The 24,306-nt window shown below is 63.6% G+C and carries 26 protein-coding genes and 1 tRNA gene; 17 read left to right on the forward strand and 10 right to left on the reverse strand.

Going from position 1 to position 24,306, the window contains the following annotated elements; genetic code table 11:
* A partial coding sequence (gene hisS, locus QZV93_RS14780) for a histidine--tRNA ligase (RefSeq protein ID WP_295559392.1) occupies positions 1-1,490 on the reverse strand: 1,490 nt, incomplete at its 3' end.
* Between the two features lie 251 nt (positions 1,491-1,741).
* Between hisS and rlmN the strand changes: the two genes are divergently transcribed.
* The 4 genes from rlmN to QZV93_RS14800 all read left to right on the forward strand — a co-directional run bounded on the left by rlmN (position 1,742) and on the right by QZV93_RS14800 (position 4,660).
* The gene (gene rlmN, locus QZV93_RS14785; RefSeq protein WP_295559393.1) at positions 1,742-2,971 is read left to right on the forward strand and encodes a 23S rRNA (adenine(2503)-C(2))-methyltransferase RlmN; all 1,230 of its coding nucleotides are present in this window, start codon (positions 1,742-1,744) and stop codon (positions 2,969-2,971) included.
* Positions 2,972-2,977: 6 nt separating this feature from the next.
* Positions 2,978-3,400, forward strand: coding sequence for a hypothetical protein (locus QZV93_RS14790; RefSeq protein WP_295559394.1), 423 nt, complete (start codon positions 2,978-2,980; stop codon positions 3,398-3,400).
* A 94-nt stretch (positions 3,401-3,494) separates the two neighbouring features.
* Positions 3,495-3,914, forward strand: a complete 420-nt coding sequence (locus QZV93_RS14795; protein ID WP_295559395.1) for a hypothetical protein — start codon at positions 3,495-3,497, stop codon at positions 3,912-3,914.
* A 137-nt stretch (positions 3,915-4,051) separates the two neighbouring features.
* Positions 4,052-4,660: a hypothetical protein gene (locus tag QZV93_RS14800; protein ID WP_295559396.1), complete on the forward strand. Its 609-nt coding sequence runs from the start codon at positions 4,052-4,054 to the stop codon at positions 4,658-4,660.
* Positions 4,661-4,699: 39 nt separating this feature from the next.
* On the opposite strand, the gene QZV93_RS14805 is transcribed toward QZV93_RS14800, so the two are convergent.
* Positions 4,700-5,599, reverse strand: coding sequence for a hypothetical protein (locus QZV93_RS14805; protein WP_295559397.1), 900 nt, complete (start codon positions 5,597-5,599; stop codon positions 4,700-4,702).
* A 375-nt stretch (positions 5,600-5,974) separates the two neighbouring features.
* Here QZV93_RS14805 and QZV93_RS14810 point away from each other — a divergent pair, with 375 nt between their 5' ends.
* The gene (locus QZV93_RS14810) at positions 5,975-7,213 is read left to right on the forward strand and encodes an argininosuccinate synthase (protein ID WP_295559398.1); all 1,239 of its coding nucleotides are present in this window, start codon (positions 5,975-5,977) and stop codon (positions 7,211-7,213) included.
* A 40-nt stretch (positions 7,214-7,253) separates the two neighbouring features.
* Positions 7,254-7,529 carry a hypothetical protein gene (locus QZV93_RS14815; protein ID WP_295559399.1) on the forward strand — a complete coding sequence of 92 codons (276 nt, stop codon included), beginning with the start codon at positions 7,254-7,256 and terminating at the stop codon, positions 7,527-7,529.
* A gap of 66 nt (positions 7,530-7,595) precedes the next feature.
* On the opposite strand, the gene QZV93_RS14820 is transcribed toward QZV93_RS14815, so the two are convergent.
* On the reverse strand, positions 7,596-7,907 hold the full coding sequence (locus QZV93_RS14820) for a YciI-like protein (protein WP_295559400.1): 312 nt from the start codon (positions 7,905-7,907) through the stop codon (positions 7,596-7,598).
* Between the two features lie 210 nt (positions 7,908-8,117).
* On the opposite strand from QZV93_RS14820, the gene QZV93_RS14825 reads away from it, so the two are divergent.
* The 3 genes from QZV93_RS14825 to QZV93_RS14835 all read left to right on the forward strand — a co-directional run bounded on the left by QZV93_RS14825 (position 8,118) and on the right by QZV93_RS14835 (position 10,255).
* Positions 8,118-9,218, forward strand: coding sequence for an ionic transporter y4hA (locus QZV93_RS14825; RefSeq protein WP_295559401.1), 1,101 nt, complete (start codon positions 8,118-8,120; stop codon positions 9,216-9,218).
* 202 nt (positions 9,219-9,420) lie between these two features.
* A complete protein-coding gene (locus tag QZV93_RS14830; protein ID WP_295559402.1) occupies positions 9,421-9,747 on the forward strand; it encodes a hypothetical protein in 327 nt (108 codons plus the stop codon).
* A 160-nt stretch (positions 9,748-9,907) separates the two neighbouring features.
* Positions 9,908-10,255, forward strand: a complete 348-nt coding sequence (locus tag QZV93_RS14835) for a hypothetical protein (protein ID WP_295559403.1) — start codon at positions 9,908-9,910, stop codon at positions 10,253-10,255.
* Positions 10,256-10,321: 66 nt separating this feature from the next.
* Here the strand turns inward: QZV93_RS14835 and QZV93_RS14840 are convergent, their stop codons facing one another.
* The gene (locus QZV93_RS14840; protein ID WP_295559404.1) at positions 10,322-12,934 is read right to left on the reverse strand and encodes a TonB-dependent receptor; all 2,613 of its coding nucleotides are present in this window, start codon (positions 12,932-12,934) and stop codon (positions 10,322-10,324) included.
* 338 nt (positions 12,935-13,272) lie between these two features.
* Between QZV93_RS14840 and QZV93_RS14845 the strand changes: the two genes are divergently transcribed.
* From QZV93_RS14845 to QZV93_RS14855, 3 genes are all read left to right on the forward strand, one after another.
* Positions 13,273-14,070, forward strand: a complete 798-nt coding sequence (locus QZV93_RS14845) for a hypothetical protein (protein WP_295559405.1) — start codon at positions 13,273-13,275, stop codon at positions 14,068-14,070.
* A 145-nt stretch (positions 14,071-14,215) separates the two neighbouring features.
* Positions 14,216-16,051 carry a translational GTPase TypA gene (gene typA, locus QZV93_RS14850; RefSeq protein WP_295559406.1) on the forward strand — a complete coding sequence of 612 codons (1,836 nt, stop codon included), beginning with the start codon at positions 14,216-14,218 and terminating at the stop codon, positions 16,049-16,051.
* A 202-nt stretch (positions 16,052-16,253) separates the two neighbouring features.
* Positions 16,254-16,712 carry a nuclear transport factor 2 family protein gene (locus QZV93_RS14855; RefSeq protein ID WP_295559407.1) on the forward strand — a complete coding sequence of 153 codons (459 nt, stop codon included), beginning with the start codon at positions 16,254-16,256 and terminating at the stop codon, positions 16,710-16,712.
* Between the two features lie 20 nt (positions 16,713-16,732).
* Here QZV93_RS14855 and QZV93_RS14860 read toward each other — a convergent pair whose 3' ends face one another.
* A complete protein-coding gene (locus QZV93_RS14860; RefSeq protein ID WP_295559408.1) occupies positions 16,733-17,398 on the reverse strand; it encodes a TetR/AcrR family transcriptional regulator in 666 nt (221 codons plus the stop codon).
* A 138-nt stretch (positions 17,399-17,536) separates the two neighbouring features.
* Here QZV93_RS14860 and QZV93_RS14865 point away from each other — a divergent pair, with 138 nt between their 5' ends.
* Positions 17,537-17,833, forward strand: coding sequence for an antibiotic biosynthesis monooxygenase (locus QZV93_RS14865; RefSeq protein ID WP_295559409.1), 297 nt, complete (start codon positions 17,537-17,539; stop codon positions 17,831-17,833).
* A 77-nt stretch (positions 17,834-17,910) separates the two neighbouring features.
* Here QZV93_RS14865 and QZV93_RS14870 read toward each other — a convergent pair whose 3' ends face one another.
* The 3 genes from QZV93_RS14870 to QZV93_RS14880 form a co-directional block, all read right to left on the reverse strand.
* Positions 17,911-19,194: a hypothetical protein gene (locus QZV93_RS14870; RefSeq protein ID WP_295559410.1), complete on the reverse strand. Its 1,284-nt coding sequence runs from the start codon at positions 19,192-19,194 to the stop codon at positions 17,911-17,913.
* 253 nt (positions 19,195-19,447) lie between these two features.
* Positions 19,448-20,080, reverse strand: coding sequence for a pyridoxamine 5'-phosphate oxidase family protein (locus tag QZV93_RS14875; RefSeq protein ID WP_295559411.1), 633 nt, complete (start codon positions 20,078-20,080; stop codon positions 19,448-19,450).
* Positions 20,077-20,844 (reverse strand): glutathione S-transferase, encoded by a 768-nt coding sequence (locus tag QZV93_RS14880; RefSeq protein ID WP_295559412.1) that lies wholly within the window; start codon positions 20,842-20,844, stop codon positions 20,077-20,079. Before QZV93_RS14880 ends, QZV93_RS14875 begins: the two co-directional genes overlap by 4 nt.
* Between QZV93_RS14880 and QZV93_RS14885 the strand changes: the two genes are divergently transcribed.
* On the forward strand, positions 20,818-21,696 hold the full coding sequence (locus tag QZV93_RS14885) for a LysR family transcriptional regulator (RefSeq protein WP_295559413.1): 879 nt from the start codon (positions 20,818-20,820) through the stop codon (positions 21,694-21,696). The genes QZV93_RS14880 and QZV93_RS14885 overlap by 27 nt on opposite strands.
* Before the next feature lie 107 nt (positions 21,697-21,803).
* The gene (locus tag QZV93_RS14890) at positions 21,804-22,631 is read left to right on the forward strand and encodes a hypothetical protein (RefSeq protein ID WP_295559414.1); all 828 of its coding nucleotides are present in this window, start codon (positions 21,804-21,806) and stop codon (positions 22,629-22,631) included.
* Between the two features lie 19 nt (positions 22,632-22,650).
* Here QZV93_RS14890 and QZV93_RS14895 read toward each other — a convergent pair whose 3' ends face one another.
* Positions 22,651-22,962, reverse strand: coding sequence for a hypothetical protein (locus QZV93_RS14895; RefSeq protein WP_295559415.1), 312 nt, complete (start codon positions 22,960-22,962; stop codon positions 22,651-22,653).
* A gap of 192 nt (positions 22,963-23,154) precedes the next feature.
* Between QZV93_RS14895 and QZV93_RS14900 the strand changes: the two genes are divergently transcribed.
* Positions 23,155-23,244, forward strand: a tRNA-Ser gene (locus tag QZV93_RS14900).
* Between the two features lie 256 nt (positions 23,245-23,500).
* Complete coding sequence (locus QZV93_RS14905; RefSeq protein WP_295559416.1) at positions 23,501-23,845, forward strand: hypothetical protein; 345 nt, start codon at positions 23,501-23,503, stop codon at positions 23,843-23,845.
* A gap of 174 nt (positions 23,846-24,019) precedes the next feature.
* Here the strand turns inward: QZV93_RS14905 and QZV93_RS14910 are convergent.
* On the reverse strand, positions 24,020-24,306 hold a 287-nt coding region (locus QZV93_RS14910), incomplete at its 5' end, for a cytochrome c (RefSeq protein WP_295559417.1).

Raw genomic sequence — 24,306 nt, forward strand, 5'->3', positions numbered from 1 at the left:
TGCCGGGCGAGGATCTCGCGCACGGCGTCCACCAGCTTCGCCTCGGGGACAGAGATCTGCGCGGGGCGGGCCTCCTTCCATTCCTTGTTGCCCTTGATGGCGGCCGCGGCCTTGGCGCCCTCGATCAGGTCTTTCAGGATCACCTCGCCGGCGTCGCGCTCGGTGGAGCCCTGGATGACGGCGACGGGGGAGCCGCGCTTGTCGGCATATTCGAGCTGGCGGCCGAACTTCTTCGGATTGCCGAGATACAACTCGGCGCGGATGTCCGCCTCGCGCAGTCGCTGCACCAGCTTCTGGTAGTCGGCGATGCGGTCCTTATCCATCACCGTGACGACGACCGGGCCAAGCGTGGGGGCCGGAGCGCGGCCGATGAGGTTGAGGGCGGCCTGCAGGCGCGAGACGCCGATAGAGAAACCGGTGGCGGGGACCTTCTGGCCGGTGAAGCGGGCGACGAGATCGTCGTAACGGCCGCCGCCGCCGACGGAGCCGAAGCGGACGGGGTTGCCCTTGTCGTCGGTGGTGGGGATCAGTAGCTCGGCCTCGAAGACGGGGCCGGTGTAATATTCGAGGCCGCGGACGACGGAGTAGTCAACTCGGATTCGATCCAGCCCGTACCCCGAGGATTGCACCAGCAGCGATAGCTCCTGAAGTTCCAGAACTCCCTGTACGTAGAGATCGGTTGCTTCGAAGCCACCGAAGCGCGTCGCTGTGATGCCGCCCTCGCCTGCATTCGGCAACGGCTGCGAAACAAATCCCATCAGTCCATCGATCTGATTGGGTTCGAGGCCCGCACCCTTTGTGAAGTCACCTGACTCGTCCTTGCGGCCAGGACCGAGCAAAAGACGCACGTCCTTCGCGTCGAATTTGTCCATCTTGTCGAGAGATCTAAGCACGGCCAGCTTTGTAAAGCTGTCCGTGAGATTGATCCCCACCGACTCCATGATGCCGTCGAGCACCTTGCGGTTGTTGACCTTGATGACGTACTGGCCGCGGGGAATGCCGAGGGCCTCCAGCGTGTCGGCGGCGAGCATGCACATCTCGGCATCCGCCGCGACGCTCTCCGCACCCACCGTGTCGGCGTCGAACTGCGTGAACTGGCGGAAGCGGCCAGGGCCCGGCTTCTCGTTGCGGAAGACCGAGCCGGTTGCGTAGCGACGGAACGGCTTCGGCATGTCCTGAAAGTTCTCGGCCACGTAGCGGGCGAGCGGCGCCGTCAGGTCATAGCGCAAGCTCAACCATTGCTCGTCCTCGTCCTGGAACGAGAACACACCCGCGTTGGGACGGTCCTGGTCGGGGAGGAACTTGCCGAGCGCGTCGGTATACTCGAAGGCCGGTGTCTCCAGCGGCTCGAATCCGTAGCGCTCGTAGACGGCGCGGATCTTGTCCAGCATGGCCTGGGTCTGGCGCAGCTCGTCGGCGCCGATGTCGCGCATGCCTTTCGGAAGGCGTGCGACCGGCCGCCGGGGAGCATCTTTGTCGTTCTTGGCCATGGTGAAGAACTTCTCGTCTAGGTTTCTGGCAGGTTTCTGGGGCGCTCGATTGCCAAATCCTTCCTCGTCGCGTCGGCTAGCCTTCGACGCGACGAGGAAGGAGCAGGTGGAGCGGACGGCGCATGTCCGGTACTTTGGGCGCGGAAAGCGTGCCGCCTTATAGCGGATCGGCCCCACGTGGAAAAGGTTACCACTTTGCCGCCGCCCGCCGGACTTTCGCACCGCCAGCGGAATCTGTAGAAGAAGCCGTCATGACACTGGTTCTCGATCAGACGCCGTCCAAAGCGGGGCAGGGAGCGGAGGGTGCGGAAGCGCCCTTCCGGCCGACGCTGGCCGGCATGAGCCGCGAGCGGCTGCGCGAGGCGCTCGCGTCCGCGGGCGTGCCCGAAAAGCAGCTCCGCATGCGCGTGATCCAGCTCTGGCGCTGGCTCTATATCACCGGCGCGACGTCGTTCGACCAGATGACCGACGTCTCGAAGGAGCTGCGCACGGCGCTCGAAGCGCGCTTTACGCTCGAGCGGCCGGAGATCGTCGCCGAGCAAGTGTCCGTCGACGGCACGCGCAAGTGGCTGCTGCGGCTTCCCAAACGGGGGCACGAGGCGCGCGCGCCGGAAATCGAGACCGTCTACATCCCGGAAAGCGACCGCGGCACGCTCTGCATCTCGTCGCAAGTGGGCTGCACGCTCACCTGCAGCTTCTGCCACACGGGCACGCAGCGGCTGGTGCGCAACCTCGACGCGTCCGAGATCGTCGGCCAGATCCTGCTCGCGCGCGACCGCATCGGCGACTGGCCCGGCGCGCAACGACCCGACGACAAAGGTCTCCTGCCAGCGGGAGAGCGCAAGATCACCAACGTCGTTCTGATGGGCATGGGCGAGCCGCTCTACAATTTCGACAACGTGCGCGAGGCGATGGAGATCGCCTCCGACGGCGAGGGCATCTCGCTCTCCAAGCGGCGCATCACGCTGTCGACCTCGGGCGTGGTGCCTGAGATCGCCCGCTGGGGCGAGCTGTCGGGCACCATGCTGGCCATCTCGCTGCATGCGACACGCGACGCACTGCGCGACGAGCTGGTGCCGATCAACAAGAAGTATCCGCTCAAGGAGCTTCTGGACGCCTGCCGCACCTATCCCGGGGCGTCGAACGCCAAACGCATCACGTTCGAGTACGTGATGCTGAAAGGCGTCAACGACAGCCCGGCAGACGCGAAAGCCCTGGTTCGCCTGCTCGCCGGAATTCCAGCCAAGATCAACCTCATTCCGTTCAATCCGTGGCCCGGCTCGCGCTATGAGTGCTCGGACTGGGAGACCATCGAGAAGTTCGCGGACATCGTGAACAAGGCCGGCTACGCAAGCCCCGTGCGCACGCCGCGTGGGCGCGACATCCTCGCCGCGTGCGGGCAGCTCAAGAGCGAGAGCGTGAAGCTGCGCGCGCGGGATCGGTCGCAGCCCAGCGCCGATGCGGCCGAGCCGGGAGCCTGACGGCACATGGTGCTCAAAACCATCGGACGGCTGATCTGGATTCCGATCGCGTTCCTCATCGCGGCCGCCGCGGCCATGTTCGTGCTGGTCACGCTCGGGCTGGAGACGATCACACACGCGGTGCACAACCTCGACGGCGAGGAGACGATCTCGGCCGCTTTCGACGTGGCGTGGCAGGGCACGCTGATCGCCTCCGGCGCGACGATCATCCCGGCGCTGCTGGTTGTCATCGTCGGCGAGGTGGCCCGCATCCGCTCGTGGCTCTACTATCTCGTCGGCGGCGGCGTCGCGATGGCCGTCATCCCGCTCCTGGTGCGCATCGATCCCGGCACGATGACCTATTCGCTCCCCGCGCTCTGGCATGTGTTTGCGACCGCGGGCTTTGCGGGCGGCTTCGTCTATTGGCTACTCGCCGGCCGGAACGCTTGAGCGCGTCACATCTCTCTCGTAGGCTAGCGCCGGGTTGCCGAAACAAGCCTCCACAACACATGGTTCGACCCCGAAACGACCTTCAGGGGGAAGGATGCTCGTCGCGCTGATCCGGTTCGTCTTCGGCTTCGTCGCCGCCGTGCTAGCGGCCGGGGCTGTGCAAGTAGCGTTCGTCGCCGGCGGCGATCTGCTGCGGGGCACGTATGCCGGTAGCCTCGATAGCCTCGGGCTGCTGGTGCTTCTCGCCGCCACTCAGTCGGCGGTCTTTTCGGCGCCGTTCGCAATCCTGGCCGCAATGTTTGCCGGATGGCGGCCGACCCGGTCGGTGCTGTACTTCGTCACCATCGGCCTGGTGATCGCCACAGCCGGCTTCTTCGCCCAGTACGCGGGCGAGGCGGGGCCGGCGACCATCCTGAACCGGTATGCCCTTGCCGCCTACCTCGCTTCCGGGTTTGCTGGCGGCCTTACCTATTGGTATGTCGCAGTGCCGAAGAAGCGGGCATCTGACGCCTAAACCCCTCCATTTCCGCCATTCTTTTAGGTTAATTTTTCTGTCTCCCCCGTTGCGTGGGGGCTTGCCGGCGCCTATCTTGTTGCGATGCACAATGGAGTGTGCGATACGTTCGCGCCATCGAGACAAGGACCGCAGTGATGGATCACATTCAGAGCGACCTTTCCCAGCGCTTCGCAAAGAGCTACGCAACCGCCGCTTTCGGCTATGTGCGCGCAGCGTCTGCCGCCTATGCGGCCTTTGCCAATCAGACCCTGGATTTCTGGGCACAGGCGGCCACGCAGTCCCCCCTGCGCAACGATGAGGAGCGGACGCCGCGCCTGCAGCTCGTTTCCGGACCGCGCCCCTATCGTTCGGCCGTTTCGACACCGATGGCCGCCGAGCCGTCGTCGATCCCGGCAATGCCTGATTTCGTTCGCCTCTCCAACGCTTGGGCTGCTTCGCCCATGTTCGCTCCGGTGCGGGCCTGGTGGGGCTTGTTCCCGCTCGAGGGCAATCCGACGAGTTGGCCCATGGCCTACGCCATGATGACGGCTGGCGTGCCGCGGGCGGTCGCTCTCCCGGCTGCGGAAGCCAACGTTGCTGCCATGGATGCTGCCAGCGTCGCGCAGGCGTCGCTCAACCGCGTATTTTCGAGCTACCGCTCGGAGAGCGGCTTCGCGGTGGCGCAGATCATCACGCCCAGGACCTGGCTCAGCGCGCTCATGCTGGCGCCCTTCACGGCCCACTTCAAGCTGCCTTGGGGCTGATCCGATCCACGCTTGCCTTTGGTCGACACCACCGCAGGGCTATTGGCTCGGCGGTACCGTCACGACTACGGCGTCGCCGCCACCCGGCATGATGGGTGATACCGAGCCGAACGACGGCATTTTCGCCGACGCACCCGGCGACGAATGCTGTGGCGGCTTGACGACGATGGGCGCGCCGGAAGGAGCCGAATCGGCTTGCTTTACGGGCTCCACCTTGACGGGCTCCACCTTGGGTTTTTCCGGCTGCTTCGGCTTCTCGACTTCCGCAACGGGCGCCTCGGGCTGAGCGTCAGGCTCGGGGGCGGCCGCAGCTTCCTTCTTCTCCGTCTTCTTGTGCTCCGTCTTCGCCGGCTGCTCGTCCTCGATGCGCGTGACGGATGCCTTTACGGCCGGGGCCGCGCCCGAGGAATGCGCTTCCTCCGGAGCGACCGCCGTCTTCTTCGGCGGGGCCTGCTTCTTGGTGGCGGACTTCTTGGGCGGGGCCGGCGGGCGGGCTACGCACCGTGCCGGAACCTGTGTTCCATCCTGCAACGCCACGTCCGCCACCCACGCGCAGGTCTTGAGGTCACGACACGCAGCCTCGAACAGCGCCGAGCATTGCGCAGCGGCTGCCTCCGTGGCGGCGACATCGCCGGTCGGAGCGGCGGCGGTGGCCGGAGCCAGGGGCTTGTTCGTCCAGGGCAGTACCTCGGTGCTCTGCTTTTTCTTGGCGGCGGGAGGCGTCGCGGCGGGGACGACCTTTGCGGCTGGGGCCGGCGCTTCGGTGGCGGCCGGCGCGGCGGCGGGAGCCTCGGTTGCGGCTTCGGGCGCGCTGCCTGCTGCATCGCCATTGATGGTGATGGTGGGCGCCGGCGATTGCGCCAGAGACGGAACACCGCCGACGAGCAGACCCATCGCGACATAAACGGAGATCCGGAGCGCGGCCGATATTTGGTTCACAATCGTTTCCCCCAAAGCGCTTTTGATTCTTAGTTCGACGCTTGGAACGCTTGATTCTTTTCAGCTAGACGCCCGCCACATTAGCGAGTCTACGGAAAAAAACACGGCGAGATGATGGAGATTTCTCCCTCGGTGGCCTAAAGCCAAGGCCGACTTGGTCCCTCAATGCGCGCTAGGTCTTTGTCCGGGCGACGATTCATGCCCCGGACCAGCAGAGTGCGGAACGATCCGGACCAGGGGATTAACTGTGGGTTCGCTGAGACGGTGTGCGCCTTGCGATCCCTCGAGCAGGATTGTAAGGCACTCGCGCTCCCCGGCCCGCTCAAGGCCACGGTCGGAGCATGGACAATTCCGAGAGGGGAAGAGGTCGGGGTCATGGGCACGAAAGACGGCAAGCCGAACATCAAGAAGGTGGTGCTCGCATATTCGGGCGGTCTCGATACCTCGATCATCCTCAAGTGGCTGCAGGAGACCTACGGCTGCGAGGTGGTGACCTTCACGGCCGACCTGGGCCAGGGTGAGGAGCTGGCGCCGGCCCGCGAGAAGGCACTCATGCTCGGCATCAAGGCCGAGAACATCTTCATCGAGGATCTGCGCGAGGAGTTCGTCCGGGACTACGTGTTCCCGATGTTCCGGGCCAACGCGCTCTACGAGGGTATCTACCTGCTCGGCACGTCCATCGCCCGTCCGCTGATCGGCAAAAAGCAGATCGAGATTGCGCGCAAGACCGGCGCGGATGCCGTTTGTCACGGCGCCACCGGCAAGGGCAATGACCAGGTGCGCTTCGAGCTCACCTATTACGCGCTCGAGCCCGGCATCAAGATCATCGCACCCTGGCGCGAGTGGGCGTTCAAAGGCCGCGAGGAGCTTTTGGAGTTCGCGCGCAAGAACCAGATCCCGGTCGCCAAGGACAAGGAAGGCGAGGCGCCGTTCTCGGTGGACGCCAACCTTCTGCACTCGTCGTCCGAAGGCAAGGTGCTCGAGGATCCTGCGAAGAAGGCCCCGGAGATCGTCTATCAGCGCACCATCTCGCCCATGGCTGCGCCGGACAAAGTCACGACCATCAAAATCGGCTTCGAGAAGGGCGACGCCGTCTCTCTCGACGGCAAGAGGCTCTCGCCTGCAACGCTCCTGAAGGCGCTCAACGACCTCGGCCGGGACAACGGCATCGGGCGCATCGATCTCGTCGAGAACCGCTTCGTCGGCATGAAATCGCGCGGCGTGTATGAAACGCCCGGCGGCACGATCCTGCTGCAGGCCCACCGCGCCATCGAAAGCCTGACGCTCGACCGCGGCGCCATGCACTTGAAGGACGAACTGATGCCGCGCTACGCGGAGCTCGTCTACTTCGGTTTCTGGTTCTCGCCCGAGCGCGAGATGTTGCAGGCGATGATCGACAAATCGCAAGAGCATGTGGAAGGCGAGGTGACGCTCGAACTCTACAAGGGCAACGTCATCGTCGTCGGCCGCTCGAGCCCGAAGTCGCTCTACTCGCCGACGCTCGTCACCTTCGAAGACGACAAGGGCGCCTACGACCAGAAAGATGCAGCCGGCTTCATCAAGCTCAATGCGTTGCGGCTGAGGACGCTCGAAATGCGCAACCGGGGGAAATAGCGAGGCAGCATCTCGGGAGGGTGCTCGGAAAAGGAGACTGATGGTGACAAAAACGAAGATCTTCGCGGCATTTGCCATGAGCTTCGGACTGATTGCGGCGGCCGGTACGGCGCATGCCTACAGCGGCCGCGTGAAATCGGCGTGCAAGTCCGACTTCTACAAGTTTTGCCCCTCTTACAAGCTCGATACCCCGCAGCTCCGCTCTTGCATGCGCTCCGCCGGCGGCAACATCTCGAGCCGCTGCCTCGATGCACTGGCGGACGCCGGGGAAATTCCGCGCAAGTATCACAGCAGCCAACGCAAGTCCGTGCAGTAGACCGCCTGCCGGCGACGGCGAACGGGGGCGAAACCCGAATTGCGCACGCGCCACTTCGCGCGGCGATCAGGCGGTTGCCGGTCTCGTCAGCGGATTGGCGGCATCCTTGCCGACGACAGTGGTCCATTCTCGCACCCACCACCGGGTGACGAGCCCTTGCGCTACGTAGGGATCGGCCCTGGCGAAATTCTCGGCGACCGCGGGTGAGCTTCCGGAGAAGACGATCATTGCGCCGTCCGCCGGTCCGGCGAAAGCGCCGCCGAGAAAGAGCTCGCCGCGCTCGATCGCGATCGAGGCCAGAGCGAAATGCGCTTCGCGCAGCGGGCCGCGCCGCTCCAGATAATCGGGGACGTAGTCGTAGAAGAGGACGTAGTGCATGGCTGTCTCTCGTGCATACCAGCGACATCAAGGCAATCCCAAGCTCGATGCGGCCGATATTGCAGCGTAGCCGTTCAACTTGCGCAAGTGCCCGCCTGCGCCAGGCGCCGCGATAGGGACGAGCCCGCCGCGCTTACGGAGCCCGTAATTTTGCCCTCGGCGGAAAGCCTGCTATGTGCAAGCTCTACAATTTGAAGGGTTTTCATTCCGATGACTGTTGAAACTTCCAGCAATCGCTGGCTCGCGCTGCCGGCGTGGTCCATCGCGTTTCCCGTGCTCGGCATCATCGCGATCTTTTTGCCTTTGAAGTCGCTCGGCGCGGCAGGGACGCTGGCGGCGATCATGGTGCTTATCGGCTCGGTAATTGCCGCCGTCCATCACGCGGAGGTGGTGGCGCACCGCGTCGGCGAGCCGTTCGGCACGCTCGTCCTCGCGGTGGCCGTGACCGTGATCGAGGTCTCGCTGATCGTTTCGCTGATGCTCTCGGCCGGGTCCGACTCGTCCACGCTCGCGCGCGACACAGTGTTTGCCGCCATCATGCTCATCCTCAACGGAATCGTGGGCCTTTGCCTCCTGGCAGGCGGGCTGCGTCATCACGAGCAGCGGTTCACGCTCCGCGGCGTCAGCGCGGCGTTGTGCGTGCTGGCAGCCATGAGCGTGCTTTCGCTCGTGCTCCCCAACTACACGACGAGTGCAGGAGGGGCAGCCTATGTGCCGTCGCAACTCGTCTTCGTCGCCGTGGTGTCGTTGATTCTCTACGGCACGTTCGTGATGGTGCAGACTGTTCGTCATCGCGATTACTTCCTGCCCTCCGACGAGACACCGACCCACGATACGCATGCCGAGCCGCCGGACGCCGGGACGGCTTGGATCGCCTTCGGCATCCTTCTGGTGGCGCTCGTGTCGGTGGTGCTCCTGGCCAAGACGCTCGCCCCGACCGTGGAAGCGGCCGTGCTGGCAGCCGGCCTGCCGCTGGCGGTGGTGGGCATCATCATCGCGGCCCTGGTTCTGGCGCCGGAAAGCCTCGCCGCATTCCGCGCCGCACGCCGCGACCGCATCCAGACGAGCCTCAATCTTGCTCTCGGCTCGGCGCTGGCGACCATCGGACTCACCATCCCGGCGGTGTCCGTGGTCTCGCTCACGCTCGGCATTCCGCTCGTGCTTGGGCTCGACCCGAAGGGGCTCGCGCTCCTGTTTCTGTCGCTGTTCGTGGCGACGATCACGCTCGGTACGGGGCGCACTACCGTTCTGCACGGCGTGGTGCACCTCGTGATCCTTGCCGCGTATCTGTTCGTGACCGTGGTGCCGTGAGGGGCATTTGCCCCGAGGGCCGAAGCAACGCGACAACGGATTGATCTCTGTGCGGAGATTGCAACCGCACAGCGTGTTTGCGGCCGCCATACTTTACCGGAAGATTACAAATTCGGTGGCGGGGCTTCGAGATGGAACGCTCGCGCGCACGGGCCGTTTCACTGCCATCACGATCACGCCGAAACCCCCGAGGAGATTTGCATTGAAGACCGCTGTTTTCGCGCTATCCGCTGCCGTGCTCGCGTTCGCTTGCACGGCGCCTGCCAGTGCCGCCATGCCCGCTGCAACGGGCGCAACCGGACATGCCAGTGCTGCCCTCCATTCAGACGGCGTCACGCAGGTTCAGTACAAAAAGGGACCCTACAAAAAAGGCTACAATCAGAGGTTCCGCAAAGGGCATCGGCACGGCCTGCGTCCTGGTGGACGCTATAAGGACGCGCCCCGCGGCTGGCACCGCTATGACCGTCGCCCCGGTGACTGGCACAGGCGTGGCTGCATTATCGTGGGGCCGATCTGGTGGTGCCCGTAAGGCATCGCGACGTTGCGAGATTCCAAGTGTCGGGGTCCTCACCCCGGCACTTTTTCTTTTGCCACGTCGCGGCCGCGAAGGACGCCGTCACCCGTTCGACACGGACGGTGGCCATGGTTAGTATGCGGACGGCTGGGATGGTGCGTGGGGAGTTCGTAACGTGAACGAGATCATCAACAAGATCGTGCAGTTTCTGCAGCAAGGCATTGCCTGGATCTTCGATTTCTTCAAGCTCATCTGGACGTGGTCCTTCGGCCAGATCATCACCATCTTTCATTCGGATTGGCAGAGCTTGCCGGCGTGGAAGATCGCCGTGCTAGTGCTGGTGGTGGTCGGAATCGTCTATGTGCTCTACAAGGCGCTGCGCGAGCTCTGGGACGCCGCGGAGAAGATCCTCAAAGCGTTCATCGGCCTCTTGGGCGTGCTGGTGACAATCCTGCCCTACATCATCGTCGCCGGGCTGATCGCCTTCGGCGGAAGCTGGGTCATCCAGAACATCAACTTCTGAGCCTGGCTGCACCCTCGACGCAGTTGAACCGCATCGAGGGCTTGCAGACAGAGCAACCTTGCGAACCTAGAACTTAAACTTGATGCCGCCGTAGGCCGCGAAGGGAATGGCCGGCGTAATGGTCTTGGCGTTGCCCTCGGCAAAGGTCTCGTCGCCGTTGAGGGAGGGGTCCGCCTCCGCCGCCTCGTTGGCCGCCTCGACGTTGATGTAGGTTCCGTAGATGCCGTAGCGCTGGTCGGTCAGATTCTCGACAAGGCCGTAGACCTGAATGTTGTCGGTGATGTTGTAGGCCGTGTGCAGGTTGATCTTGTAATAGCCCGCGAGCGGCGTGTTGTCGTTGCCTTCGTCGCCGTAGAAGATCTGATTGCTGGCCGAGATGAGGTCGGCGCCGAAGATCCATTTGGGCGTGACCCAATAGTCGAAGCCCGCCTTGAAGCGATGGCGCGGAATGCCGGGCAAGCGATCGCCGGGGCTCACGAAGACGCAGGTCGGATCGTCGCCGCCCGACGGCGACGTCACCGGGCAATCCTCCGCGGCCGGGTTGTTCTCGGACGGAATGATGCCTGAAGATTCAAACGTTGCATCGACGTAGGCATAGCTCGCGTAGGTGAAGAAGCTCGGCGTGCGATACGAGATGGCGGCCTCGATGCCCTGACGGCGCGTGTCGCCGAAGTTCGCAAAGTAGCCGCGGCCCTGCTGGGAGTCCGCGATCTGGATGATGTCGTCGGAGTTGTCGGTGAGGAAGTAGCCCAAGCTCCAGTCGAGCTTCTCGCGTCCGGCGTTGAAAAACTGCTCGCCGCGCAGACCCGCTTCCCACGTCTTCGATACCACCTGCTCCAGGGGAGGATCGGACGCCAACGCACTTTCGATGATGCACGGGTTCTCGGGATCGGAGCAGGCGATCTCGGACGCCGTCGGCGCACGGTTGGCTTCCGAATAGCCGCCGTAGAGGGAGAGGCCGGTGCTGACCTTGTAGGTCAAGCCGGCCGAGGGATTGAAGCGATAGAATTCGTTGAGACCGTTCAGCGTGTCGAGAGAGGGATCTCCCTCGTTCTCGATCTTGACGCGCGCATAGTTGAATCGCCCGCCCACGGTGAGCGAAAGCTGGTCCGTGAGGTCCAACGTATCGACGCCATAAAGGCCGAAATAGTCGTTGGTGGTGGTGAGGGAGCGCGGCTGGATCGTGCTCGGCCCGCCGAGGAGCGGCCCCGTGGGCGCGACGACGAACTTGGGCAGGAAGCTGCCGAGCTGACTCGAAGCCCCGTAGTCCACCTCGCCGCGATCATAGCTGGTGCCGATCACGAATGTGTTGCCGAGGCCGAACAGCCTGGACTTGTCTGCGGCCTGCAGCGCGACGCCATAGCCCTGCGCATCCTGTGACGTGCGATCGATGGAGCCGGCCACGTCGGCCGGAAAGACGATCGGAGCCCCGGTCGCCGCATCAAAGATCTCCTCGTTCTCCTCGGTGCAAAGGTTTCCGGCCGTGGGATCGCCCGGGTTGCCGTTGTTCACGCACGGCTCGAACTCGGCGATATTGCCGTCGTCGTGTTTCTGCTTGAAGTGCCGGTAGTAGGTGACACCGGAGAAGGTCAGCGTGTCCGTCGCCTTCACGGTGCCATTCAGCGAGTACATCTGCATCTCGTTGTAGGTCGTCTGCGGCGAGGTGAAGGTGCGCTCGTCGCCGTAGGCCAGCAGCTCCGGCGGCACAGCTGCGGTCACGCCGACGTAGTTGTCGGCGCCGGTAAAGTTGAAGTGGAACTCGGCATTCTCGGTCTTGACGCCGAGATCGGCATAACCGCGGCGAACCTCAGCATCGGAGAAGTCGCGGAAGCCGTCGTCGTTGATGCCCTCGAAGGCGCCATAGAGAGCGAAGGCGCCGCTCCTCATGCCCGCCTCGGCGGCGACCTGCTTGCGGCCGAAGGATCCGAAGCGCGTGTCGACCTCGGCACCCTGGTAGGTGAAGCCGTCCTTCATGGTGATGGCCAGCGAACCGCCGATGGCATTCAGCCCGAAGATCGGGTTGGATCCCATGATGGCGATGTCGCCGATGGCGTTCTCGGGGATGAAGTCCCAATTGACGGTGTCGCCGAACGCCTCGTTGATGCGCACGCCGTTCTGATAGACGGCGAGGCCCTGCGGCAGACCGTTGACGGGAGACGCTTCGAAGCCGCGATACTGGACGCCGGTCTGGAACGAATTGCCCTGCAGGTCGTCGACAACCACGCCCGGAACCCGGCTGTTCAAGAAATCCTGCGGGATGACGGAGCCGTCGCGGTCGATGTCGGCCGACGACAGGCTTGTCACGCCGCGCGGGATCTTCTCGATCGGCACTTCGGCGCCCGGAAGCGGCGACACGCTGACGGAGCCCGGACCCGGGGGGACCGCAAAGGTCGCCTCCTGTGGCGGGGCGGGCTCGAACACCTCGGCCGGCGCCGGCTGGGGTTTTGGAGAGACTTTGGGCTTGGGTGCGGCAGCGGCCTTTTTCTGGGGCTTCTGCTGGATGACCTCGACCTCGGGCAGCGCCTTCTGCGCAGGAGCGGCACCTTGGGTCGCCTGAACCGGCTGGACGAGACCGGATGTTGCCGGATGGGGGCTCTTACCGACGACATGGGCCTCAAGCGCCGTCGGAACGGCCAAGCCAGCCACTACAATGCAAATCTTTGCCCGACGGCCGATCATTGTTTTCTCTCCCGATACGCACGGACGTAAAATTACGGACGTCACGATACGGAAGAGGTGGCCGAGCGAAATAGGACGAGTTCCTGCCGCCGAGGGCGAGCGACTTTATTGTCTGTACGTTGCCAATAAGCCTCAGAACCAGGACGATTTTCTTCCTATAATTCCCATCTGATATGCAAAAAGCTCCCGTTCGTCAGAGATCTTTTCGGTGCCAGTGGCGCGGGACGGTGGCGCCCGGCTGAAAGGCCACACGGCGGGTCGTGCTGCCCTTGAAATGCCGTCGTCACGCGGTCACGCTCACCCGTCCTGCCTCGCGCCTACCGAAAAAAGCCCGCCCCATGACCCGCGCCTCCCTGAACCGCACGCTCCGCCGCGCCTACGTCGTCCTGACCCTGGTGCTTGTCATCTCGCTCGCCGCGAAATTCGCCGACCGTATCCCAGGGATCGCCGGTACACCTTTCGAGGCGGCGGCACGGGACCTCTACGATTATCTCAAGGACATGGCGCTGGTGTTCGTGACGGTGGTGGCGGCCTATCTCGCCAACGTCTTCCAGAAGCGTTCGAAATTCGTCGAGAGCCTCGAGGAGGAGTGGCGCGGCATCGTGCGCACCAAGTCGGCGCTCTACACCTATTGCGAGAAGCCCTACGTCTCGACGGACGACTACCTGGCCGCGTTCTGCCGCATTTCCGAGACCATCGACAACATGCGGATCGTGTATGCGAACGCCGGCGAGACCGACGATCTCGTGGGCCTCTACCCCTATGCGCCCCTGCACGACATGCGCCGCGCACTGCAATCCGTCGACCCGCGCAAACGGACCGACATCCCGGCGGAAGAGAAGAAACTCGCGCGCGAAGCCATCCTGCAGTCGTTCTATGCCCTGCGCGAGACGATGCTCGAGGAGCTGGACCTCGATCAGCCGGAGCACCCGCTCCTGATCTCCGCCGGCCGGCGTAAAAAGCAGCCCGGCGCGACCCGCGGCGCGCGGGTGCGGCAGGATCGGCAGCGCAAGTCCCAGGACCAGCTGCCGTCGCCGCGGCCGGACCTCGACGCCTATCTGCATCGGCTCTACGAGGCGGAGCAGGCGAGCCAGTCCCCTACGGGGCACGGCGCGGCGGGCCCCAGAGGGGTCTAGAGCCCAATTCAGGCCCGTTTTTTCAGCAAGGGCGCTGTCCTGTCACTGGCGATGGGGCACGGGTTGTGCTACCTCCGCGCCAGATTTTTGCAGCGCACACGCCGCGAAGACCGGCCAAGTTGCGCCCACACCCCGTCAGGACATCATGGATATCCGCAATATCGCGATCATCGCGCACGTCGACCACGGAAAAACGACCCTCGTCGATGAGCTGCTCAAGCAGTCCGGATCCTTCCGCGACAACCAGAAGGTCGCCGAGCGGGCGATGGACAGCAACGACCTCGAGCGCGAACGCGGCATCACCATCCTCGCCAAGTGCACGAGCGTGGTCTGGAAGGGCACGCGCATCAACATCGTCGACACGCCGGGCCACGCCGACTTCGGTGGCGAGGTGGAGCGCATTCTCAACATGGTCGACGGCGTCGTGGTGCTGGTCGACGCCTCGGAGGGGCCGCTGCCGCAGACGAAATTCGTCGTCTCCAAGGCCTTGAAGCGCGGCATCCGGCCGATTGTCGCCATCAACAAGATCGACCGCCCGGACGAACGGCACCTCGACGTCCTGAACGAGATCTTCGATCTTTTCGCCAATCTCGACGCGACCGACGAGCAGCTGGACTTTCCGGTGCTCTACGGCTCCGGCCGCAACGGATGGATGGCGCTCGATCCCGCGGGGCCCAAAGAAAACCTGGCGCCGATGTTCGACCTCATCGTCGCCCATGTGCCGCCACCGACTGTCGAGCCGGGGCCGGCGCGCATGCTCGCGACGACGCTCGAGGCCGACAACTTCCTCGGACGCATTCTCACGGGCCGCATCACCTCGGGGACGCTCAAGCCCAACCAGCAGCTCAAGGCACTCGATCGCGACAGCAAACTGATCGAGTCGTTCCGCGTCACCAAGGTTCTCGCCTTCCGCGGCCTCGATCGCGTTCCCGTCGACGAAGCACAGGCCGGCGAGATCGTGGCAGTTGCGGGCATGAGCGAAGCGACCGTCGCCGACACGCTCTGCGATCCTTCCGTGGAGGGCCCCATCGCGGCGCAGCCGGTCGACCCGCCGACGCTGTCGATGACATTCCGCATCAACGATGGGCCGTTCGCCGGCCAGGAAGGCGACAAGGTCCAGAGCCGCGTCATCCGCGACCGTCTGCTGAGGGAAGCCGAGCGCAACATCGCCATCCGCGTTACGCCTTCGACGGAGGGCGGCGACTCTTTCGACGTCGCCGGGCGAGGCGAGCTGCAGCTCGCGATCCTTCTCGAAAACATGCGCCGCGAGGGCTTCGAGCTCACGGTTTCGCGTCCGAAGGTCGTGTTGATGACCGACGAGGCCACGGGACAAAGGCTAGAACCGGTCGAGGAAGTGATCATCGACGTGGATGAAGGCCATACCGGCATCATCGTGCAGAAACTCTCGGAGCGGAAAGGCGAGCTCTTGGAGATGCGTCCCTCGGGAGGCGGACGGACGCGCATGGTGTTCCATGTGCCGACGCGAAGCCTGCTCGGGTACCAGGCGGAGCTTCTCTCGGACACGCGCGGAACGGCCGTCATGAACAAGCTGTTCCATGCTTACGAGCCTTACAAGGGCGAGATCTCCGGGCGCCACACGGGCGTGCTGATCTCGAACTCGGATGGAGAAGCGGCCGCCTACGCCATCTTCAACCTGCAGGATCGCGGCCCGTTCTTCATCGGGGCGCAGACGCGGGTTTATATCGGCATGATCGTCGGCGAGCACACGCGCGACAACGACCTCGAAGTGAACGTCGTCAAAGGCAAAAAACTCACCAACGTCCGCGCCTCGGGCAAGGACGACGCGGTGCTGCTGACGCCACCGATCAAGCTCACCCTCGAGCGGGCCATGAGCTACATCACGGACGAGGAACTGGTCGAAGTGACGCCGAAATCGATCCGGCTCAGGAAGCGCTGGCTCGATCCCAACGAGCGCAAGAAGCAGGAGCGCAAGCGGGAGGCGGAACGGGAGGCCGTTTAATTTCCTCTATGTTTGTCCGCTTTTCAGGCGCGTGGTTACGCGGGAACAGTTGCCACTTCAAATTGCGAATGGAGCATCCTAAGGTAGTTTGATTGTAAGCACGACGCCGCTTGTGCCATGACGCTATTATTTCGAGTCCATACGGTGCGGGGGTCGCATTTCATCCTCCTTGGCCCGTCGGTCGCGTTGATGGGGATTGCCATTGAAGAAATTGGACGCAGAGCTGGCGCGGGAAATACTGGACTCCGCGCACAATGCCTGGAGCCGGGGCGACGTCGAAGCCATGCTCGCTTACTACGACGACGACGTGACCTATTGGTGCAACGCCGGCTCTCTGGACGGCATCCCGTACATCATCCAAGGAAAGCAAGGCTTGCGCACATTTCTGCGCTCGATCCTTGCCGTCGCGGAAAGCGCGACCGCGACCGAGCACTTCCAGTTCGAGGACGGCATCGGGCGAGCGAAGGTGGAGGCCTATATTCGGCATCGGCGCACCGGACATGTGCTATCGGGCTGCTACCGTCAGATCGTCACGTATCGCGGGCGCAAGATCGTGCGGCTTGATGAGTATCACGACGCCGCCAAGATGGCCGCGTTCTGGCGCATGGTGACCTGCGACGAGGCGGCGGAGAATTCCAAGACAGCCGAGGACTCGCAATAGCGCCGGCAAGGGCTCAGTCCTCATGATCCGGCGGCTTTGCCGGCGAGGGCCTGTGGCGCGCCTTCGAGAAACTTGGCCACCACCAGGGCGACGAATGTTTCGAGGTCCGCGCCGACCTTCACTCCATAGATCCAGCGCCGGATGGCAAAATAGAATATCTCGCCGTGCAGACCCCACGACAGCTCAAGCGCTGCCTCGGAGGGTGGCGCGTCGGAATCGCTTTTGACGGTCAGCCTGCTCAACTCCTTGGCGACGGGCTCGATCACCCTGCGGCGGATCAGCTGCAAATATCGTCGATTGATATTGATGCCTGCGAGGCCGGCATAAACGAACGTCCTTACCCATGCCGGGTTGTCTATTGCCCTCAGGTAGGGCGTGTAGAAGGCTACGAGGCGTTGCGACAGGTCCAGCGTTCGATCGTCGAGCAGCGCGTCCCACGTGGGGTCCCACCGGCCGAGGAATATGCGGTCGTAGACACGATCCACGAGCGCTTCCTTGGTCGGAAAATAACGGAACAGAAGCGCATGCGAGACGCCGAGACGCGCCGCCAGATCCCGCATGCCGCCATCGAACCCGACCTCGGAAAAATAGAGAACGGCGCCGGCAACGATCTCTTCCTCGCGCCGCTTGGGATCGAGACGCGTGCGAGCCGGCTTTTCCCGGGGATGGCTGTTCGAATTCGCCATACGATCACCTACGGACTTATGCTTGGTGCGACCTGTTGACCACTTGGTTACTTACTACGCACGTGCGATCTCATGTCGATCACGTATTGACCAAATGGTCAATACTACATTCGCTTCCTTCTTCGTCAGGAGACCCACATGTCGCATTCTCCGATCGTCGTCACCCTGCGCTTGACGCCGTCCGATCCGAAGTCGTTCCAAAGGTTTCTCGCAGAGATCCTGCCCGATACGCGCAAAGCCCGCGGCTGTCGCTCCTGCAAGACGTTCGTCGGTCAGGAGGCGACCGACGATTTCCTGCTTGTTCAGGAGTGGGATGCGATCGAGGACCAGCAGGCCTACATGGCGTGGCGCGATTCCACAGGGGTCCTGAAGACATTCCTAGGACATCTCGCAAAGCCTGCCGAGGTGCAGATCTGGAGCAATGACCCAGCCTGACCGAGCCGTTCAGCGTGCGGCTGCTCATGTCGCCGCACGCACGCGTTCCCGCAGCCGCGCAAAACCCTCGGACAGCGCTACTCGATGACGATGGTCGCGACGTAATCCATCGTGCGGTTGGCGTTGTCCTTGGGCAGCAGCGTGTTCAGCAGGTACGATGTCGGCGAGTAATTCTCGGGGACGGCGACGTTGAACGTGCTCCTGATCAACCGCGCCCGCAGGCGCTGCATGGCCGTGCCGCCGCTCACGCCGAGATAATAATCCTTCAGCGTCGCGAACCGGGGCTGCATCTCCTGGGCCACTTTGCGGTGGCCTTCCGACATCTTCTTGAGGCCGGCCGGGTTCTCGACGAACACCTTCTCGAGCAAGGCCTTGCGATCGTCGGCGGATATCTTCAGCTCGTCGATGACGGTCAGGGGGCCGTCGGCAAGGCCGATCCGGGACGAGCGCCCGGCGTTCGGCACGGAATTTCCGGTGGCGACCAGCGGGGTCATCGGCGGCTTGACGCACGAGGGAACCCGCGTGCCCTTGAAATCCTCGGCTGTCTTGTCGGGATCGCAGTCGCGCATGGCGAGCAGCGACCAAACGAACTCCGAGCAATAGACGTCCAGCACGCCGGGCGGGTTCTGGCCGAGCGCGATCTGGCCGAGGCGCTGCACGAAGCTCAGCGAATGCCCAGGCTTGAACTTCGGCGCGTTGTAGTCGTCGTTGAACTTGATCTGGCTCGGATAGACGCGACCGGCGCTGCTGTTGAGGCGGGTCGCCCAGGCGACGATGTTGGTGCGTTCGGCGTCCGTGAGCCCGCGCGGCCGGATGACATGAATGTATTTCACATCCTTGTAGTGGGCGCTGGTGAGATCGGCGCTCATGCCCTTGCCGAGGTATTCCTCGTTCATCGGGTTGTCGATGTTGCGCAGCTTGCCGTCCTTGATATAGGCGAGTCCGGTGTGGCTGATGCCCATCTGAACGTTGGGATAGGCTCCGGCGCCGCCCCACTCGGAGCGGAAGGAGAGCAGGATATCGCCAGTCTGGAAGATGCCGCTTTTGGCAAGCCGCGCCGCCATACCGGATCGCGGCGTGGAAACGATGCGCAGCCCGGCATCGCTGTTGGTCTTTATGGCGTCCGGATGCTTGAAATCGACCAGGACGTCCGTGGTGTCAAAGGATTTGGGCAGCTCGGCCCAGGTGCTGGTCGGGACCGTGAAGAAGATCGGGATATTGAGCTTCTTGGCGAGGCGGTCGTTGGCTTTCTCGCTGAACGAGAATTCTTTCGGAGCGGCCAGGGCCGGCGGCACCGACAGCGCCAGCGCGAGGGCGGACAGGGTTGCCAGACTTCCCGACAGCTTCTTGGACTTCCACATGGCTCGACGCTCCACCCCGACGCCGCCGGCACGCCTGCCGGTCCAGCGCTGCTTCGTTCTCTGCGGCGCCTGAACCTGCCGCTTTCGTGCAATCCTGATCCCCTCGGTACGCGACCCTAGCACGTGACCCGGCGCTTCGAAAACGCTGTTGGAAAAATCCGGATGGGCCGAGCCATGCAGACGGCGGTCCTCATTCGCCGCTAGCGGAATTGCATAGCCCGGACAACGCCCTAGCGTTCAGCCATCTGAGTTATCACGTGATCGCGGGAGTGCGGTTCTGAAGAGCGGCCTTTAGTTCCGCGTTCTCGGCTTCGAGGCTGGCAACACGCTGCTCCAAGCCCGCAAACGCGGCCGCCGCGTCCTCGACCGGAATGAGGCGGGGGATGTGCTGGGGACAGTTGCGGTCCCATGCCTTCACGGAGAACACGATGGCGCGCTCGGGAATGGCGCCGTACGCCGGATCAACGAGACCCTCAAGCAATGCAGGGTCGTCCTCGACCACCTTGGCTTCGCCCCAAATCTTCACCCGGACACGATGCGCGTAATCCATCAGGAAGATGTACGCACGCGGGTTCTCTGCCAGATTTCCGGCGGTGATGTACTGCCGGTTACCGCGATAGTCGGCGAACGCGAGCGTCGTCTCATCGATCACTTTCAGGAACCCCGCAGGACCGCCGCGGTGCTGAATGTACGGCTGACCTTCGGCGCTGGCCGTCGCGAGATAGAATGATCTCATGCCAGCGATGAATTTCGCCAACTCGGGTGTTATGGCGCTGGACCAACCGTGCTCGGTCTCCATGCGCCGATACTGTTTGCGCGAGCCGTGCCGCTCCTGCTCGGCTTTCACCGACGGTGTAAAGGCGACATCCGATGGATAGTGGCTCATGTCGTCCTTCCATCCGGGCTGATGCCCGGCATACCAATAAATCCCGGCAGGGCCTTGATGCGCGCAATCCACGCCTCGACGGCGGGATATGGGTCCAGCTTCAATCCTCCCTCACGGGCGAGCGCGACGTACGGCATGCACGCGATGTCCGCGATCGTCGGCCGATCCATGGCGAGCCAGTTCGTTGTTGCGAGATGCTGCTCGAGAATGCCGAGGATGCGAACAGACTTCTCACGCGCCGCACCGATATCGAGCTCGATGCCGAACTTGTCGTGCAGGCGCGCGTCGTTTGGCCCGCGCGCTATCTCGTTCTCGGCCACCATCAGCCATTGCACCACGCGGGCGAGCGCTGCGGCATCCGATGGCAACCACGCTTCGCTGCCCCATTTGCGCGCGACGTAGACGAGGATGGCCTGGCTGTCGCGCAGCACCAGATCGCCGTCGGCGAAGATGGGAATCTCACCAAACGGGTTGATCCCGATCAGCGGGCTCTTTTTGTGCTCACCAGCCAGGAAGTCGACAGGAACGATCTCAAGCGGCACCTTCAGCAAGGCACACAAGAGACGGACCTTATAACAGTTGCCCGAGAGCTCGAGGTCGTACAGCCGTGGCATCGCGTTCTCTCCTACTGTTCCGCATGCCTCCAAAGTTGCCGCTTTATCGGCTCTGCAGTAGCCGGTAAGATTGAAAATCATCTTTCCGTTTTCTGGGAGGCTCGCATGGACAGGCTGCGCGCGATGAGTGTTTTCAGCACTGTTGCGCACGCGGGCAGCCTCTCGGCCGGAGCACGCGAGCTGGGCGAGCCTCTCACGACGGTCAGCCGGCTTGTTTCGGCGCTGGAGGCCCATGTCGGCACGAGCCTTCTCGTGCGAACCACCCGGCATATGTCACTGACCGAAGCCGGCCGCGACTATCTCGAAACGTGCAAGCGCGTCCTCGAAGAACTCGACGCGGCCGAGAGCCGCATTGGCGGGCGGGATCACGCGCTTGCCGGCGAGGTGGCGGTCACGGCGCCTGCAGTCTTCGGCCGTGTCCACATATTGCCGATCGTCACAAAGTTCCTCGCCGAGCATCCGATGATCGACGTCAAGCTGCAATTGCTGGACCGCGTCATCGATCTTGCCGAGGAGGGCATCGACGTTGCCCTCCGTATCGGCGCGCTCCCCGATTCCACACTCATCGCAACGCGTGTCGGTGCGCTCGGGCTCCTGACCTGTGCGGCGCCCGCCTATTTGAGCAAGCACGGCACGCCGGAGACGCCCGCCGCGCTCGCGGACCATGACTGTATCGGATTTTCGAACCTCATCGGCGGCGGCCGGTGGGTGTTCAAAAGCGCCAAGAACGGCCGCCGTGTCGTCCGTGTCGATCTGCGGCTTGCCGTCAACTCGGCCGACGCGGCCATCGATGCCGCCGTGTCGGGTCTCGGCGTTACGCGGGTTCTGTCCTATCAGGCCGAGGCCGCCCTTGCGCGCGGACGGCTCAAAACCATCCTCGCACCGTACGACGATACCGTTATTCCCGTTCATCTGGTGCAACGGGCGGTGCGCCATCCGAAGCCGCATGTCCGGCAATTCGTTTCATTTGCGGCAAAGACGTTGCGTGCGCGTCTCACGTGAGCCGCCCCGATGACAAAAGGGGCTGATTTACCAAGCGCCGCCCCGTGACTCCGCGCGGCGCCTCGGGTAAAGATCGCGGGACCACGCGCGTACGGGGAGTTCAGAGCATGGCCGAGGCAGCAGCAAGCGGATCGAGCGCAACCTCCGGGACCAAGCACGAGCACGACATCTACGAGGTGAGCGGCGGGCGCAAGACGTTCTTCTCCTTCGTTTTCCTCATCCTGCTGCCATTCTTTGCCAGCCTGCCCGCCATGATCTTCATGCGCGTGAAGAACGGCCTCTTCTTCGACGCGATCGGGCTCGGCATCATGGCCGCAGCGTTTACAATTCTCATGTTCCTGATCGTCGTCGAGCTCCTGTTCTCGCTTCGGGCGCGGGTCGAACTCGGAGAAACCTCCGTCAAGATGACGCTGCCGTCGGGCCGCGGGCCGACGCCGCTTCTATTCTACAAGACCTACAATATTCCCTACGACCAGGTGCAGACGGTCGAGACTCGCCGCGAGATCTACGGCGGCTCGCTGGTGCCGGTGCTGCTCAAGGGCGCGCGGCTAATCACCAAGGACGAGAAGTCCGTCCCGATCGGCTACGTCAGCGAGGCCAACGTCGATCCGGCATTCCCCTATCCCGAGATCGCCAAGAAGATCGCCGAGCGGGCGCGCCTGCCCTTGATCGACCGCGGTAACGTGCGCCGCTCCTTCCGCCGCAAGTTCTTCGGCATCAAGGGAAGCCGGGTGAACGAGGTGGACGCGGTCGACGAGGCGCAGATCGCCGAGCTCAACAAGTCGCACCACAACATGGTCATCGGGCTGGTCGGCGCGCTCGGCGTCCTGATCGTGATCGGCATCGTCGACGACCTTGCGAGCGAAACACCGATCGGCCAGACGGCATCGGCCGGCATCGCGGCGTCCGGCAAACTCGCGCCTCAGAAAAAATAAGAGGCGCTCGCAGCGCTGCTCAGTTGACGAAGATGCGGACCGTCCTGCGGCGGCGTCCGGCGTATCCGCTCAGAAGCGCCAGTGCCCCGAAGGTCACGAACGCCGGGATGTCGAGGACCGGGGCGACCAGGCTGTCCCAGAGGGCGGGGCTCAAGCCTGTGACCGCCTTTTTCGCAGCCTCGAAGGAGCTCGGCGCCAGATCGTGCCAGTGAGCGCTCAAGGCGGTCGCCTTGAAGGGGCCCACGCCATAGATCGCGGGCGTTGCATCGACGACCAGTGCGATGGCGGCGGCCAGCAGAAAGACGGCGGCGAGGAAGCGAAAGACGGCCATGCGACGCATCCGGATCAAGAATTCGGCGGATCGAGAATTCGGCGGCGGACCGCCCGACCAAACCCGCGCATGATCTAACATAGACACGCGGAAAAAGAAGGCCGGAGCGGCTTCGTGTGCGGATGTTGCCTCGGAGACGGTTATGAGTATAGTGCGCCGCTCCACGTCGGGTTTGCGCCGGGTGATTGCGCAGGAGAGATGGCCGAGTGGTTGAAGGCGCACGCCTGGAACGCGTGTAGGCGGGCAACCGTCTCGTGGGTTCGAATCCCACTCTCTCCGCCAACTTTGGCTCACGCGCCCATGGGCGCTCCGCATGGGCGGCGCTCGCGCCGGGTCGCCTTGCTCCCGAGTCCTCCGGGCTGAAGTTTGAACGCGCGCCCGTCAGCTCCGCCAATTTTGCGCTCACGCGCCCCAGTCCGATCGCCTTCCTAAAGCGATCCGCCTTCGCCGCTACCATCACGGAGGTAAGCCGCGGGCGTGACAACCGCTCGGCGATTTGCAGTATGGAGCGATTGCAGCACCCAAGAGGGCGTGTTCAATGGTCAAGCGATCCGCTCTTGCGCTTTGCTCAATCGCAATTTTTACCGCCGTCTCATCCCACACGGTCCTCGCCTACACCGACGAAGAGATCGGCAAGGCGAAGCAGTTCATCGAGGAAAAGTTCTCGCCCGAGAAAAAGGCCCTGCTCCACGAGCTGGCCAAGAAAGCGGGCAAGAGCCCGGAGGAGCTGTTCCTCGACATCTCAAAGATCGGCGGCGAGAACTTCCTCGGCGAGAACCCTGATGACCCCGATGAGTCGGACAACGAGCCTCCGAGCGGCATCCGCAAAAGCGCCCCAAACCCCAAAGGCGAACCATCGCCGGATCCTGGGGAATCCGACTAGCCAGACCGCACGGCGAAACGCCACCGGCTTCGGCGTGACGGGCCTCTAAAAAATGGAGCGGCTCGCAAAGGAGAGGCGTTTGCGAGCCGCTCCACAGGTGTCCTCGGGGAGGAGGATCGGAGCTGAAAGAACGCCGGACGCACGCCGCGCTTGCCGCGCCGCGTGAGACGCGGGCTACCACTTTCCAAGAGATTTCAGGTAAGCCACGAGCTCCCAGATTTCTTCATGGGTGAACACGTCGCCCCAAGGCGGCATCGGGGTGGCCCCTTTCCCTCCATCGCGGATGGTGTTGTAGACGTGCTCCTCGCTGAGGCCGGTGCGGTCCACGAACAGGGTCGGGTTCTGGCCATGGCAATAGGCGGCGCACGTGGAGTTGAACGTGCTCTCGCCGGCCTTGATCCGCTTCGGATCCGTGAGGTCGAAGGGTGGTGTTCCCGCCGTTTTCGCAGGCGCAGCCTCGG

Source organism: uncultured Hyphomicrobium sp. (assembly GCF_902826555.1).
Taxonomy (GTDB): domain Bacteria; phylum Pseudomonadota; class Alphaproteobacteria; order Rhizobiales; family Hyphomicrobiaceae; genus Hyphomicrobium_C.

What these genes read in the sequence shown, in the direction of transcription:
- rlmN (WP_295559393.1), top strand. Translation starts at nt 1,742, where the DNA reads ATGACACTGGTTCTCGATCAGACGCCGTCCAAAGCGGGGCAGGGAGCG.
- QZV93_RS14790 (WP_295559394.1), top strand. Translation starts at nt 2,978, where the DNA reads ATGGTGCTCAAAACCATCGGACGGCTGATCTGGATTCCGATCGCGTTC.
- QZV93_RS14795 (WP_295559395.1), top strand. Translation starts at nt 3,495, where the DNA reads ATGCTCGTCGCGCTGATCCGGTTCGTCTTCGGCTTCGTCGCCGCCGTG.
- QZV93_RS14800 (WP_295559396.1), top strand. Translation starts at nt 4,052, where the DNA reads ATGGATCACATTCAGAGCGACCTTTCCCAGCGCTTCGCAAAGAGCTAC.
- QZV93_RS14810 (WP_295559398.1), top strand. Translation starts at nt 5,975, where the DNA reads ATGGGCACGAAAGACGGCAAGCCGAACATCAAGAAGGTGGTGCTCGCA.
- QZV93_RS14815 (WP_295559399.1), top strand. Translation starts at nt 7,254, where the DNA reads ATGGTGACAAAAACGAAGATCTTCGCGGCATTTGCCATGAGCTTCGGA.
- QZV93_RS14820 (WP_295559400.1), bottom strand. Translation starts at nt 7,907, where the DNA reads ATGCACTACGTCCTCTTCTACGACTACGTCCCCGATTATCTGGAGCGG.
- QZV93_RS14825 (WP_295559401.1), top strand. Translation starts at nt 8,118, where the DNA reads ATGACTGTTGAAACTTCCAGCAATCGCTGGCTCGCGCTGCCGGCGTGG.
- QZV93_RS14840 (WP_295559404.1), bottom strand. Translation starts at nt 12,934, where the DNA reads ATGATCGGCCGTCGGGCAAAGATTTGCATTGTAGTGGCTGGCTTGGCC.
- QZV93_RS14845 (WP_295559405.1), top strand. Translation starts at nt 13,273, where the DNA reads ATGACCCGCGCCTCCCTGAACCGCACGCTCCGCCGCGCCTACGTCGTC.
- typA (WP_295559406.1), top strand. Translation starts at nt 14,216, where the DNA reads ATGGATATCCGCAATATCGCGATCATCGCGCACGTCGACCACGGAAAA.
- QZV93_RS14860 (WP_295559408.1), bottom strand. Translation starts at nt 17,398, where the DNA reads ATGGCGAATTCGAACAGCCATCCCCGGGAAAAGCCGGCTCGCACGCGT.
- QZV93_RS14865 (WP_295559409.1), top strand. Translation starts at nt 17,537, where the DNA reads ATGTCGCATTCTCCGATCGTCGTCACCCTGCGCTTGACGCCGTCCGAT.
- QZV93_RS14870 (WP_295559410.1), bottom strand. Translation starts at nt 19,194, where the DNA reads ATGTGGAAGTCCAAGAAGCTGTCGGGAAGTCTGGCAACCCTGTCCGCC.
- QZV93_RS14875 (WP_295559411.1), bottom strand. Translation starts at nt 20,080, where the DNA reads ATGAGCCACTATCCATCGGATGTCGCCTTTACACCGTCGGTGAAAGCC.
- QZV93_RS14885 (WP_295559413.1), top strand. Translation starts at nt 20,818, where the DNA reads ATGAGTGTTTTCAGCACTGTTGCGCACGCGGGCAGCCTCTCGGCCGGA.
- QZV93_RS14890 (WP_295559414.1), top strand. Translation starts at nt 21,804, where the DNA reads ATGGCCGAGGCAGCAGCAAGCGGATCGAGCGCAACCTCCGGGACCAAG.
- QZV93_RS14895 (WP_295559415.1), bottom strand. Translation starts at nt 22,962, where the DNA reads ATGGCCGTCTTTCGCTTCCTCGCCGCCGTCTTTCTGCTGGCCGCCGCC.
- QZV93_RS14905 (WP_295559416.1), top strand. Translation starts at nt 23,501, where the DNA reads ATGGTCAAGCGATCCGCTCTTGCGCTTTGCTCAATCGCAATTTTTACC.